Annotated in this window: 14 protein-coding genes and 1 tRNA gene; 8 read left to right on the top strand and 7 right to left on the bottom strand. The window is 69.5% G+C overall.

The window, feature by feature from the left end:
• Positions 1-13: 13 nt before the first annotated feature.
• Complete coding sequence (locus J8M50_RS00930) at positions 14-532, bottom strand: RICIN domain-containing protein (RefSeq protein ID WP_010351557.1); 519 nt, start codon at positions 530-532, stop codon at positions 14-16.
• A gap of 159 nt (positions 533-691) precedes the next feature.
• Between J8M50_RS00930 and J8M50_RS00925 the strand changes: the two genes are divergently transcribed.
• Entirely contained in the window at positions 692-1234 is a 543-nt protein-coding gene (locus J8M50_RS00925) for a SigE family RNA polymerase sigma factor (protein ID WP_040835654.1), read from the top strand.
• Positions 1224-1877 carry a hypothetical protein gene (locus J8M50_RS00920; RefSeq protein ID WP_010351555.1) on the top strand — a complete coding sequence of 218 codons (654 nt, stop codon included), beginning with the start codon at positions 1224-1226 and terminating at the stop codon, positions 1875-1877. The genes J8M50_RS00925 and J8M50_RS00920 overlap by 11 nt, the downstream gene beginning before the upstream one ends.
• 7 nt (positions 1878-1884) lie before the next feature.
• Here J8M50_RS00920 and J8M50_RS00915 read toward each other — a convergent pair whose 3' ends face one another.
• From J8M50_RS00915 to J8M50_RS00905, 4 genes are all read right to left on the bottom strand, one after another.
• Entirely contained in the window at positions 1885-2679 is a 795-nt protein-coding gene (locus tag J8M50_RS00915; RefSeq protein ID WP_010351553.1) for a polysaccharide deacetylase family protein, read from the bottom strand.
• A 171-nt stretch (positions 2680-2850) separates the two neighbouring features.
• On the bottom strand, positions 2851-4638 hold the full coding sequence (locus J8M50_RS00910) for a serine/threonine-protein kinase (RefSeq protein ID WP_306044387.1): 1788 nt from the start codon (positions 4636-4638) through the stop codon (positions 2851-2853).
• 12 nt (positions 4639-4650) lie between these two features.
• The gene (locus tag J8M50_RS49615; protein ID WP_306044385.1) at positions 4651-4962 is read right to left on the bottom strand and encodes a protein kinase family protein; all 312 of its coding nucleotides are present in this window, start codon (positions 4960-4962) and stop codon (positions 4651-4653) included.
• A 167-nt stretch (positions 4963-5129) separates the two neighbouring features.
• Positions 5130-5318, bottom strand: a complete 189-nt coding sequence (locus J8M50_RS00905) for a hypothetical protein (RefSeq protein WP_010351552.1) — start codon at positions 5316-5318, stop codon at positions 5130-5132.
• A gap of 578 nt (positions 5319-5896) precedes the next feature.
• Here J8M50_RS00905 and J8M50_RS00900 point away from each other — a divergent pair.
• Positions 5897-8221: an ATP-binding protein gene (locus tag J8M50_RS00900; RefSeq protein ID WP_010351551.1), complete on the top strand. Its 2325-nt coding sequence runs from the start codon at positions 5897-5899 to the stop codon at positions 8219-8221.
• Between the two features lie 241 nt (positions 8222-8462).
• Here J8M50_RS00900 and J8M50_RS00895 read toward each other — a convergent pair.
• Positions 8463-8533 (bottom strand) — tRNA-Gly (locus J8M50_RS00895).
• Positions 8534-8787: 254 nt separating this feature from the next.
• Between J8M50_RS00895 and J8M50_RS00890 the strand changes: the two genes are divergently transcribed.
• From J8M50_RS00890 to J8M50_RS00880, 3 genes are all read left to right on the top strand, one after another.
• The gene (locus tag J8M50_RS00890; RefSeq protein WP_141655544.1) at positions 8788-8970 is read left to right on the top strand and encodes a hypothetical protein; all 183 of its coding nucleotides are present in this window, start codon (positions 8788-8790) and stop codon (positions 8968-8970) included.
• Positions 8971-9054: 84 nt separating this feature from the next.
• On the top strand, positions 9055-9630 hold the full coding sequence (dcd, locus tag J8M50_RS00885; RefSeq protein ID WP_010351549.1) for a dCTP deaminase: 576 nt from the start codon (positions 9055-9057) through the stop codon (positions 9628-9630).
• A 10-nt stretch (positions 9631-9640) separates the two neighbouring features.
• A complete protein-coding gene (locus J8M50_RS00880; protein ID WP_010351548.1) occupies positions 9641-10138 on the top strand; it encodes a phosphoribosyltransferase in 498 nt (165 codons plus the stop codon).
• Positions 10139-10376: 238 nt separating this feature from the next.
• Here J8M50_RS00880 and J8M50_RS00875 read toward each other — a convergent pair whose 3' ends face one another.
• On the bottom strand, positions 10377-11168 hold the full coding sequence (locus J8M50_RS00875) for a GntR family transcriptional regulator (RefSeq protein WP_010351547.1): 792 nt from the start codon (positions 11166-11168) through the stop codon (positions 10377-10379).
• A gap of 107 nt (positions 11169-11275) precedes the next feature.
• Here J8M50_RS00875 and J8M50_RS00870 point away from each other — a divergent pair, with 107 nt between their 5' ends.
• Together J8M50_RS00870 and J8M50_RS00865 are read left to right on the top strand one after the other, a co-directional pair.
• On the top strand, positions 11276-11683 hold the full coding sequence (locus tag J8M50_RS00870) for an NUDIX hydrolase (protein ID WP_029183546.1): 408 nt from the start codon (positions 11276-11278) through the stop codon (positions 11681-11683).
• Positions 11684-11729: 46 nt separating this feature from the next.
• Positions 11730-12158 (top strand): ATP-binding protein, encoded by a 429-nt coding sequence (locus J8M50_RS00865; RefSeq protein WP_029183545.1) that lies wholly within the window; start codon positions 11730-11732, stop codon positions 12156-12158.
• The last annotated feature ends 63 nt before the right edge of the window (positions 12159-12221 follow it).

Raw genomic sequence — 12221 nt, 5'->3', positions numbered from 1 at the left:
ATGGAATCCGGGCTCAGAAGCCCAGCCTCCACCTCTGGAACCCGCCCCCGTTGCACCCCAACATGTAGGCGTTTCCTGCCCTGTTGCTGTCGAGGCAGCTGCCGCCGCCCGCGTCGGTGAGCTGGACGTTGTCCCAACCGGAGCCCACGGCACGCCAGATGCTGAGGTTGTGGCCCCAGTCGCCGGAGGAGGTGCAGGGGGCGGTGCGGACGCTGCCGTCGGCCCAGTAGAGGCAGCGGCCGGTCGCGTTGTTGCGGAAGGTGACTTCGTCGTAGTCGCTGTGGCGGTAGAGGTCGACGGTCCAGGTCTGGTAGGCGTTCCCCGGCTGACAGGGCAGGGTGTAGACGTCGCCGTTGCCGTTGCTGTCGAGGCAGCGCCCGGTCTCCCAGTTGCGCAGCAGGTTGGTGCCGATGGCGGCGGACGCGGGGGAGGCGCTGACGAGGGCCATCGCGAGGGAGAGGGCCACGGAGAAGAGCCCCGCGTACCAACGGAGGCTGAGAGCACGGGACTTCGGCAAGGATTGCCTGTTCATCGTTCGGTTCCTTCTCGGATGCGGGGCAGCGCGGGGAGCCGTGAACTGGCGTGCGCTGTCTTCCCGTTGGGTTGTGTTTCGATGTACGCGATCTACGGGACCTGTACGCACGGCGAGGACGGTCAGGTTGCACGGCACTTCCAGACTTCCGGCGGGGGCATGACCGAGGACGAGTTCGACGCGTTCTACGCGACCGCGTTCCCCCGGCTGACCGGCCAGCTCACGGCGTTCACCGGGGACCACGGGGAGGCGCAGGACGTCGTCCAGGAGGCGTTCGTACGCGCCTGGAACCGCCGCCGGGACTTCCTCGCCGACGAGGCGCCGGAGGCGTGGGTCCGCACGGTCGCGATGCGCCTCGCGATCAGCCGCTGGCGCCGGGCGCGCCGCTGGCTGGAGCTGGTGCGCCGCACCCCGCCGCCCGAGACCGCGCCGGGCCCCGGTCCCGACCGCACCGTGCTGGTCGCCGCGCTGCGCCAACTCCCCACGCCCCAGCGGATGGCGATCGTCCTGCACCACCTGTGCGACCTGAGCGTCGAGCAGGTAGCCTCCGAGACGGGCGCGCCGGTGGGCACGGTCAAGGCCAGACTCTCCCGGGGCCGCGCGACCCTCGCGAAGCACCTCGCGGTGGACGACGCACGGGACGAGGCGCGGGACGATGCGCGGGGCGGTACGGCCAGGAAGGAGAACGGCCGTGTCGGATGAACTCACCCACGCACTCCACGAGTTGGCGTCCGCCCACGAGACGCCGCCCCCGCTGACCGGCCCGGAGATCCGCGCCCGCGCGGTACGACGGTCCAGGCGCCGTACGGCAGTTGCTCTGGGCGCGACCGCATCAGCCGTCGCCCTGCTGGTCGTTGGCCTGACCCGGGGCGCCGACGACCCCGCTCCCCGCAACCACCCCCCGGCCGTGAGCCGGACGACCGGCCCCGCCCCCACCACCTCGCCCTCGCCCGCGAGTTCGGATGCGCCCGCCCCCACCACCGGCACCGTCGACCTCACCGGCCGCACCCTCACCATCGGCGGCAGACGCATGGAACTGGCCTCGGGCTTCGACAACTCACCCACGCTCAAAGGCCCGTTGACGGTCGGCGAGAAACCCGGCACCAAGACGGTGACCGTCACCAACACCACCGACGGCACCCGCTACAACGCGGTCATCTCCTCCGCGGTCGAACTCCTCGACGCCGACGGGCGGCCCGTCTTCATCGGCGCGTCCGACTCCTACAACACGGAAGGCATCGGCACGTACGAAAAAGCCGACGGCTGGCTCGCGTTGAACCAGTCCGACGCCAAGTGGTTCTACGGGGAAGCGGAGTTGGGAGAGGTCCTCTCCGTGAACCCCTGATCTGCCTTTACCGCACCGGGAACCCGAACACGTACCCCTCCGCCTTGAGGCGCGGCAGCACCCGTCGCAGCGCCGCCACCGTCTGCGACCGGTCCCCGCCAGCGTCGTGGAAGAGCAGCGTCGGCCCGTTCGGCAACTCCCGTTCCACCGTGGCGACTATGGCGTCCGTGCCGGGGCGCTCGAAGTCCTTCGTGTCGACGTTCCAGCCCAGCGGGCGCATGCCGTGCGAGGCGGCGAGCTTGCGGCTGTACGGCGTGAACGCGCCGCCCGGCGCCCGGTAGTACATCGGCCGCACACCCCCCGACGCCTCGGTGATCATGCGCTCGGCGTCGACTATCTGCTGCGACTGGTACGCCTCGGACTTCTTGTCCATGCCGGTGTCGTGCGAGACGGTGTGGTCGCACAGCCGGTGTCCGGCGGCGACGACCTTCTTCACCATGTCGGGGTGCGCCTGCGCCTGCGTCCCCACCATGCAGAACGTCGCCTTCACGCCGAACTCGCGCAATATGTCCAGCATTTGGGGCGTCCACACCGGGTCGGGGCCGTCGTCGATGGTGATGTTCACGCCGCGCGGGCCCGCGTCCGACGCGTGCACGATGGTGACGTCAACTGCCTTGGCCCGGCTGCCCGGTGACGCCGGCGCGCTCGCCTTCGGCGCCGAACCCGCCGACCCCGACGCCCCGTTCGTCGCCGGGCCCGCCTGCGCCGTCCACGCCGCCGTGCCGGCCGCCAGCAGCGTCACGCCGAGCGCGGCCCCGATCATCTTGCCGTACCAGCCCCGCCCACCGTTGTGCCGCGCCATGTCCGCCCCGCTTTCCTCGCCGGTGTCTCCCCGCAACCACCTGGCATGACGGAGTCCGGCGCCCGGCGGCTCCCTCCGTTACGGATCACGGACATTTCCGGGGGAGTTCGGGGACATAAGGGAACGGGGGCCGCGCGATCGACTCGGCGTGCGGGAAGCACCCCCGCTCGGTCAGCCCCGCCCGTCCGGCCCCCGCGAGAACGCCGTGTCCCCCGCCGTCCCCACGATCGCGTCGTCGACGAGTAGTACCTGAGGGGGATACCCCTGCACCTTGTCCCCGGGGTCCGGTAGCGCTGAGGTAGCCCATACCTCCGCCCCCGTACGGCTGTCGAGCGCCAGCAACCGCCCGTAGCGGTTGGCGAAGTACACCCTCCCGTACCTCGTCGACACCACCGGCGCGGACAGGCTCTCCACGTCCGTCGCCCGCTGCCAGAGCTGCTTCCCGTCGGCCGCCGACACTGCCGTGACCGTCCCGTCGGCCCGGACGAAGTAGACGACGCCGCCGATCAGGGTCGCCGTACCGGTCAGCGCGCGGGCCAGCGGGACGCGGGTGACGTGCCCGGTCGCCGGGTCCACCCGCAGCAGCGCGTCGTACGGACGCTCGTACCCGGACTCGTACACGTCCTCGGCGGTCTGCGGCGCGAGGAACAGGGGCTGTCCGCCGACCGCGCCGAGCGCCACCGCCTTCTTCGGCAGGGTGGCGGTCGTGGACAGGCTGCCGGCCTCGGCCCGCATCAGCTCGACCGGCGCCTGCCCGGGGTCGGTTCCCTGCTCGCACAGGGCGTACGGCACGCCGCCCAGCGCCGCCGGGGTGCAGTAATCGTCCAGCGACGGCGCCCGCCACAACTCCGCGCCCGTAGGGCCGTACGCCACCAGCTCCGAGGCGTCCGGGGACAGGGTCAACAACCCGCCGTCGTACAGCACCGCCCTCTCGGCCGTGTTGATGTCACGCCGCCAACGCGCCTTCCCCGTACGGGAGTCGAGCGCCACCACGTGCCTGGTCCGGTCCTCCGGATGCTCGTAGGCGTAGACGATCCCGCCGCGTACGCCGATCGGGCCCGCCGCCTGCGGACGGGTTCCGGTCCGCCACGCGACCTTGCCGGACGCCGCGTCGACCCTGGCGGTCGTGAACCCCGTACCCCCGCAGTAGAGGGCGCCGCTCTCCGTCACGCACGCCGGGGTGTCGTACTCAAGAGGGATGCCTTTCACCTCGTACCTCAGAGCTACCTGCCATGGGTGCCAGCCGGCGGGTAGCTCTGGGGTAGGGGTGGTACTAGTACTCGCCGCTGTGCCTTCGGGGTCCCGGCTCGCCAGGAAGACACCCGTCGTACCCGTGACGGCCAGTACCGTGCCGAGGGCGGCCAGCAGCAGCTTCGTACGGCGCTTGCGGCCCGTGCCGGTCGAGGTCTCCACCGGGATCGTGGGCGAACTCCCGCTTGTCGGGCGGCCCTTGGGGACCGTGTCGGCGGGTGCGTCCTCCGGCAGCGCCTCCAGCATGCGCTGTACGTCCGCCAGCTCCGGGCGGTCGGCGGGGTCCTTGGCCAGGCAGCGTTCGATCGTACTCAGGAGTTCCCCGGGTACCCCTGTGAGGTCAGGGGTACCGAACGCCACCTGGTACCCCGTGATGTACGGGCTGTCCGAGTCGAACGGGCCCGCGCCCACCGCCGCGAACACCAGCAGCGAACCCAGCGAGAACACGTCCGAGGCCGGGGTGACGTCCCGGGGCGACGCCATCTGCTCCGGAGACATGAACGGGGGCGTACCGATCATCCGGCCCGTCGTGGTCAGGCTCTGGTGATCGGCCGCCCGCGAGATCCCGAAGTCGATGACGCGCGGGCCGTCCTCCGTCATGAGGACGTTTCCCGGTTTGAGGTCCCGGTGCACCAGACCCACCCGGTGGATGTCCCGCAGCGCCTCGGTCAGGCCCAGCCCCAGCGCGCGCACCTCGCGCGTCCTCAACGGGCCTTCTTTCTAGACGACTTCGGCGAGATTCAGGCCCGGTACGTACAGGGTCGCCATCCATGGGCGCTCCGCGTCCGGGTCGGCGTCCACGACCGGCGCGGTGAACGCGCCGCTCACTCGGCGGGCCGCCGCGATCTCCTGCCGGAAGCGGGTGCGGAACTCATCCTCCTCCGCGTATGCCCCGCGCACGAGCTTCACCGCGACCTGTCGTCCCGACGCGGACACCCCCAGATACACGACCCCCATCCCACCTGCCCCGAGCCGCTCGAGCAGGGTGTACCCGCCTATGGACTCCGGGTCCCCGGTGTTCAGGGGTGTCATCGCCGGTCATCCTTTCCCGGGTGGGGTGGGTTACGGGGATCACAGTAGGGCCTGGGGTTTTGGGGGAGGGGCGGAGGTGGGGGAGTCTTTTGGGGCGGCAAGTCGGTGACCGTAGAGGCGTTTTGGAGCCGTTTCGGGTGAACTGCGGTTCTGCCGAGTCCAGTTGGCTACCGCTTCTGCGCCCTGTACCGCTTCATCAAGGCGGCGATCCGCGTCGGGTCCGCCTTGCCGTTGAGCTCCGTCAGGAGATCGTCGGGGCACAACTCGTAGAGGTCGCCCCACCATCGGCGTCCTCGGTTGTTCCAGATCCGGTAACCGCCCGGTACGCCCCTGGCGACGTAGCGTCTTCCGCTCACACTTCTCCGTTCCGGCGCGGTTGGCTTCAGCGCGTGACGGTACGTGGGGTGCGGGCAACCGGCGAGTGAATATGGGGGAGTTGGCGGTCGGTGTGGTGGCGGGTTGGGGGTTCGACTGAAGGGGCTGACCTTCGGTGACCGCCCGAGACGGCTCAACCGTCCGCCAACGCGGCTGCGTGCCGAGTACGACAACCCGATGCCGATGCCGATGCCGATGCCGATGCCGATGCCGATGCCGGCTCCGGCTCCGGCTCCGGCTCCGGATCACGGCGTACGGCCGCGGACGATCGGGCCGACGTTCGGGGGAGCGCACGCGAGGAGGATCTCGGCGCCGCGCGACCCGGACGTAGGACGATCCCGACACGGCCGACCGACGGCTGGACAAGGCCAACGAGCCGGACGAGAGACCCGGCGCCCCGCAGCCCCACGTACTACACGTCTAATACCCGCGCGGCGGAGACCAGCACAACAAGAAGCCCCCACCGCCATCGCGACGTGCCACGAACATCACACCCCCCATACCCCCCTACCTTGCTAACCTCAAGTCGTATTTATACGACATCACGTGAGGGTAAGCCGTGAGCAGCGTGACCCCCACCATCGGCAACCTGCCCACGTCCCTCAACAGCTTCGTCGGCAGACGCACCGAGCTGGCCGAGATCCGCCGCCTACTGACCGCCGGCCGCCTGGTGACACTCACCGGCGCAGGCGGCACAGGCAAAACCCGCCTGGCACTGGCCGCCGCAGCGGCCACCCGAAAGGCATTCCCGGACGGAGTCTGGCTGGTCGAACTGGCCACCGTACGAGACCCGTCGACTCTGCCCGCAGCAACCGCGAACGCCCTCCGCATCCCGGACCGCACCACCACCCCCGCCCTCGACCGCCTCACCCACCACCTGGCCCACCACCGAGCACTGATCGTGCTGGACAACTGCGAACACGTCATCGACGCGTCCGCAGGACTGGCAAAGACCCTGCTGTCGGCCTGCCCGCAGCTACGCATCCTCGCGACCAGCCGCCAGACACTGGACGTCACAGGCGAGAACGTCTTCGTCGTCCCCCCGCTCTCGATCCCGGACGAGGCGGTCGAACTGCTGCGGCAGCGAGCCACCGCCCTCCGCCCGGACTTCCGCGTCACCGACCAGGCCCAGGCCACCCGGCTGTGCACTGCCCTCGACGGACTCCCCCTGGCCATCGAACTGGCCGCGTCACGGCTGCGGACGCTGACCGTCGAACAGGTCGTCGAGCGCCTGGAGGACCGCTTCGCGCTGCTCACCGGCGGCTGCCGCAGCACACTCCCCCGCCGCCGCACCCTGCGCGGAATGATCGAGTGGAGCTACGAACTCTGCACGCCCGCCGAGCAACTGTTGTGGAACCGGTTGTCGGTCTTTGCCGGCGGCTTCGGCCTGGACGCCGCCGAAACCATCGGTACGGGAGACGGCATCGCGGCGCACGAGGTGCTGGACCTCCTCGACCGGCTCGTGGCCCAGTCCGTCGTACTGACCTGCGAACGCGACGGCGTACCCCGCTACCGGCTGCTGGAAACCATCCGTACGTACGGCAGGACCCGGCTCGCCGAGTCGGGTGAGGAGCGACCACTGCTGCGCCGGCACCGCGCCTTCTTCCTCGCCCTCGCGGAGCGCACCGCGTCCGCCTGGTTCGGCCCCGGCCAGGAGGAGGCGCTGGCCCGGATGCGTACCGAGCACCGCAATTTCCAGGCGGCACTGGACTTCGGGGCGAGCGCGCACCCACCCGTACCGACCCGGCCCGGCGAGCCGGAGCCGTACCCGCCGGAGTGTGAGGCCGCGGACCCCGCCGACGCACAGCAAGCCCTCCGCCTGGCGACAGCCCTCCGCTTCCACTGGTGCGCCGACGGATACCTCGGCGAAGGCCGCCGCCAGTTCGACCGCCTCCTCCCGGCGGCCCCCGAACCCACCCCCGTCCGGGCCCGCGCGCTGTGGGCCGCCGCCTGGGTGGCGATCCTGCAAGGAGATTTCGCGACGGCCGACCGCCGCCTGGACGAGGCCGAGGAACTGGCCGACCCGTCGTCCCGGCCGTACATCCTCGGCTACCGCGCCGCGTCGGCGGCCTTCCAGGGCCGGACGGCGCAGGCCGTGCCCCTGTACGAGGAGGCGCTCGCCGCTCACGAGGCGGCGGGCGAAGGACCGCAGGGGCTGTTCTGGCTGTTCCAGATGGTGCTCGCACAGGTCTGCCTCGAAAACCCGCACGCGGCGGAGGAGACCGGCAGACGCGCGACGCGCCTCGCGGAAGCGTCCGGGGAGCGGCTGTACGGGGCCTACGCGAAGTGGGCGCTGGGCTACGTGCTCTGGGCCCGGGGCGACCGGGAGGAGGGTACGGCCCTGACGCGCGCCGCGCTGGAGATCCTGCGGGGCTTCAACGATTACGCCGGGACCGTGGCGGCCCTCCAGGTGTTCACGTGGATCACCGCGTCCCGGGGCGACCACGAGCGGGCGGCGCGGCTGCTGGGCGCCGTACACGCCCTGACCAGGGACATCGGCGACAGCCCCGTCTGCACGCTCGGCGGACACCGTGCGCGCTGCGAGGAAACGGTCGTCTCCGCGTTGGGCGCGGCCGGGTACGAGAGGGCCTTCGCGGAGGGCGCCCGGCACGACAGTCCGGCGCGGGCCATCGCCCTCGCGCTGGACGACACCGGGCAGGACGGGGGCGCGCGGCAGGACGGGGGCACGCCGAGCCCCCTGACCCGCCGAGAACGGGAGGTCGCCGCGCTCGTGGCGCAGGGCATGACCAACCGCCAGGTCGCGGCCACGCTGAACCTGTCACCGCGTACCGCCGACCGCCATGTGGAGAACATCCGGACCAAGCTCGGCTTCACGTGCCGGACGCAGATCGCGGCGTGGTGGGCGGAGAGCCCGGCGCCGTAGAACGAGCCGGTACCGAGGAATCGGGGAGAACCGCACATGAGCCGGGCCGTACCCCGGGCCTGCGGCCACAAGGAAACGGTCGGCTCCCACGGCCTGCGGAGTGACGAGGACTGCGCCAACTGTTACCCGCGCGACGGTGGCCCCCGGCCGGCAGCCTTCTGGCACACCTCCGGCACGAGGTGATGAAACCAACACACACAACAAAAAGGCCCAGGTCATTAGACCTGAGCCATTTCAACGAAGCGGGTGACGAGAATCGAACTCGCACTCTCAGCTTGGGAAGCTGATGTTCTACCACTAAACTACACCCGCACAAATTCGCCCTGGAAAGATCCGGCGGGCGACTGCTCCGTCACTCTACCCCATCGCGGGAGGCTGGCGCCGGAGGCAGGGTGGTGGAGGGGTGGCGAGGAGACCCGATCCGGGTGCGTGGCAAGGGAGTTGGGGCGTACCGTGGAGACCCGGAAGAGGAGCCGAGAAGTGCGGAGTGCCGCCTGGAGGCTCGTCCCTTTCATCCCGTAATGTGACGCCCGTCGTCACGGCATCCGCCAGAGGTGACGCGGTTCTTGGGGAAGGGATTCCAGGACTTGATGGAGCGCACCGTCGTCCGTTGTGCCGATGGGCACGTATTCAGCACCGCCTCGTTCCCGATGCAGCAGGCCGACCGGCTCGGCCCGGGCCGCCTCGTCCGATGTCCCCGCTGCGCGCGGCTGCGCAGCGCGGTACCGGTCGTGGCGCAGAAGCGGTAGCTCTCAGGTAGTACCCGGGTAGTACCCCGACGCGTGGAGCCGTCCGATTGGGGCGACTCCGCGCGTCTTGCGTATCCTCGGGACGTGCTTCTCTCAGACAAGGACATCCGGGCCGAGATCGACGCCGGACGGGTACGGATCGACCCCTACGACGAATCCATGGTGCAGCCGTCCAGCATCGACGTACGACTCGACCGGTTCTTCCGGGTGTTCGAGAACCACCGCTACCCCCACATCGACCCCTCGGTCGAACAGGCGGACCTGACGCGGCTCGTAGAACCTGAGGGTGACGAGCCGTTCATCCTCCACCCGGGGGAGTTCGTCCTCGCCTCCACCTACGAGGTGATCGGCCTCCCGGACGACCTGGCCTCCCGCCTGGAGGGCAAGTCCTCCCTCGGCCGCCTCGGCCTCGTCACCCACTCCACCGCGGGTTTCATCGACCCCGGTTTCAACGGCCACGTCACCCTCGAACTCTCCAACCTCGCCACGCTCCCCATCAAGCTGTGGCCGGGCATGAAGATCGGCCAGCTGTGCATGTTCCGCCTCACCTCCCCCGCCGAGTTCCCGTACGGCAGCGAGCGGTACGGCTCCCGCTACCAGGGCCAGCGCGGCCCGACCGCCTCGCGCTCCTTCCGTAACTTCCATCGCACCCAGGTATGAGGCGGGCGCCATGACCGACGTACGAGAGAACCTCACCTACGACCGTTTCGGCACCGCCGTCCGCGAACTCGCGCAGACCATCGCCGACGACGGGTACGAGCCTGACGTCGTCCTGTCCATCGCCCGCGGCGGAGTCTTCGTCGCCGGCGGCCTGGCGTACGCGCTGGACTGCAAGAACATCCACCTGGTGAACGTCGAGTTCTACACCGGCGTCGGAACGACCCTCGAAATGCCGGTCATGCTGGCCCCCGTCCCGAACGTGATCGACTTCTCCGACAAGAAGGTCCTGATCACGGACGACGTGGCCGACACCGGCAAGACCCTCAAACTGGTCCACGACTTCTGCCTCGACACGGTCGCCGAGGTCCGCAGCGCCGTCATCTACGAGAAGTCCCACTCCCTCGTGAAGTGCGACTACGTCTGGAAGCGCACGGACGACTGGATCAACTTCCCCTGGTCCGTTGAGCCGCCGGTGGTGAAGCGCTCGGGGCAGGTCCTCGACGCCTGAGGTATTACACGGGTACAACCACGAAGGCCCGGTGTCACATTGATGCCGGGCCTTTGTCATACCCGTAGTACCTGAAACGTACCCGGCTGAATCACGGAAGCCCCGAGCGCCTCCGCCCAGGACGTGAAGAGGTGCGACCCCTTTGGTATCACTCTTGCCACCGTCTTCATCCTGATCACAGTTGCTCTCATCACCGCGAGCGGAGGAACGTCCCCGCGCACCACCACGGGTCATGTCGTCACGTGGCCGGGAGTTGGTACGACAGGACGTACGCGTCGGCAGGCATGACCGTGTCGCAGACCTCCACCGCACGGCCCTCGGTGTCGTACGCGGTGCGGATCAGGTGGAACACCGGGACGCCGGCCGCGAGGTTGAGGGTCTTGACCTCGGTGGGTGTGGGCATGCGGGAACGGATCTCTTCGTCGAAGTGGTCCAGGCGGTGACCGAGGTCTTCGAGGCGGGCGTAGATGCCGCCAGGGCCAGGGTTGGGTTCAGCGATCTGCGTGCCGCGAGCGATGTCCAGGGGGAGGTATGACGTGGCGAACTCGACCGGGCGGCCGTCGAGGAGGTAGCGGCGGTAGCGGGAGAGCACGCGACGTACGGAGCCGAGGCGGGCCGAGATGTCCGGGCTGGCCTTGACCTCCTTCACTTCGAGGCTGTCGACCTGGGGGTGGCTGCCGACCGTGTCCGCTTCGACGATGAGGGCCGCCTTTCCCTGTTCGCGGTGGCGGCGGGTGAAGCGGTCGGAGGCCAAGCGCCGTACCGGCGGGCGGGGACGGACGAAGACGCCCTTGCCGTGTTCCGCATGGACCAGGCCCTCACCCTGGAGGATCGAGAAGGAGTTGCGGACGGTCATGCGGGAGACGCCGTAGTGGTCGACCAGCTCGGCTTCCGAGGGGAGTTTCTCGCCCTCGTTGAAGCGGCCACGGTCGATGGCCTCGCGAAGTTGGTCGGCGATCTGCCGGAAGACTGCGCGATCGCTCGTCGGATCGAGGGTGCCGAGGAGGCCCGAGGGGAGGGAAGGGCTCATATGTACTCCTTTAGATATCTAGACGAGCGTGCGGGCAGTGTCGCTACCGTGGAGGGCCTAGTCAGCCGAGAGGGTCGAGGTACGTGAGCACCGAACGTCCGCACTCCGTGAGCGTGGCCGGGGTCGTTGTCGACGACCAGGGCCGGGCTCTCCTGATACAGCGGCGGGACAACGGGAAGTGGGAGCCGCCGGGGGGCGTCCTCGAACGCGAGGAGACCATCCCCGAGGCCCTGCAACGCGAGGTTCTCGAAGAGACCGGCATCAAGATCGCTCTTCCCGCGACGCTGACTGGCGTCTACAAGAACATGACCGGGCTGATCGTCTCGCTGGTGTTCCGGTGCGAGGCGGCTGACGGTACCCCTACGACCGGGAGTGAGATCCGCGCACTGCGGTGGGCCACCCGTGAGGAAGTCTCCGGACTCGCCGACGAGGCGTACGCGATCCGTGTTCTGGACGCGTTGGACTCGGTGCCTCCGCCTGCCGTTCGCGCCCATGACGGCGTGAGACTCGTCTAGCGCTGACCCGCTGCACATGGCGGCCTACCAGCAGGAAGGAACTTGTATGCATGAGTATATGAGTCAGGTCCGAGTCTGGGGGCTCAGTTGCCCAGGTTTTCCGGAAGAGGTGAGTCGGGCTCGGCGGTGGACGCGGGACATTCTGCGCGGATCACCGTTTGTCGACGATGCCGAGTTGATCGTCAGCGAGCTGAGCGCGAACGCGGTCCTGCATACGGCCAGCGGACTGGAGGCCGGGAGTTTCCATCTGGCTCTCGCGGTGTCGCCTCAGGTCGTCGCCCTGTCCGTGACCGACCACGGCGGGACGGAGACGGCGCCGAAGGTCGAGCGCCAGGAGCAGGACGCCGAGCACGGGCGTGGGCTGGGGATGGTCAGTGCGATCGCCCATCGGGTCGTCGTCCGTAAGAGCGACCACGGCCACACGATCACGGCGGAGCTGTATGCCGGCGGACCGTTGAAGGAGCATCCGTGCTGAGCGGTGGGAGCAGGCCGGGGTTCTGGTGTGAGTGCACGACGCGGAATTTCGGCGGGGAAGGCC

This window comes from Streptomyces acidiscabies, from assembly GCF_020010905.1.
GTDB classification, from domain to species: Bacteria; Actinomycetota; Actinomycetes; order Streptomycetales; family Streptomycetaceae; genus Streptomyces; species Streptomyces acidiscabies.
Note: the sequence above shows the minus strand (reverse complement) of the source record. Positions and strands in the feature narration are given on the sequence as shown.

Excerpts from the sequence above, each read along its gene's own strand:
- J8M50_RS00875 (WP_010351547.1), bottom strand. The coding sequence starts at position 11,168 with ATGAGCCCTTCCCTCCCCTCGGGCCTCCTCGGCACCCTCGATCCGACG.
- J8M50_RS00925 (WP_040835654.1), top strand. The coding sequence starts at position 692 with ATGACCGAGGACGAGTTCGACGCGTTCTACGCGACCGCGTTCCCCCGG.
- J8M50_RS00930 (WP_010351557.1), bottom strand. The coding sequence starts at position 532 with ATGAACAGGCAATCCTTGCCGAAGTCCCGTGCTCTCAGCCTCCGTTGG.
- J8M50_RS00865 (WP_029183545.1), top strand. The coding sequence starts at position 11,730 with ATGCATGAGTATATGAGTCAGGTCCGAGTCTGGGGGCTCAGTTGCCCA.
- J8M50_RS49615 (WP_306044385.1), bottom strand. The coding sequence starts at position 4,962 with ATGACACCCCTGAACACCGGGGACCCGGAGTCCATAGGCGGGTACACC.
- J8M50_RS00880 (WP_010351548.1), top strand. The coding sequence starts at position 9,641 with ATGACCGACGTACGAGAGAACCTCACCTACGACCGTTTCGGCACCGCC.
- J8M50_RS00915 (WP_010351553.1), bottom strand. The coding sequence starts at position 2,679 with ATGGCGCGGCACAACGGTGGGCGGGGCTGGTACGGCAAGATGATCGGG.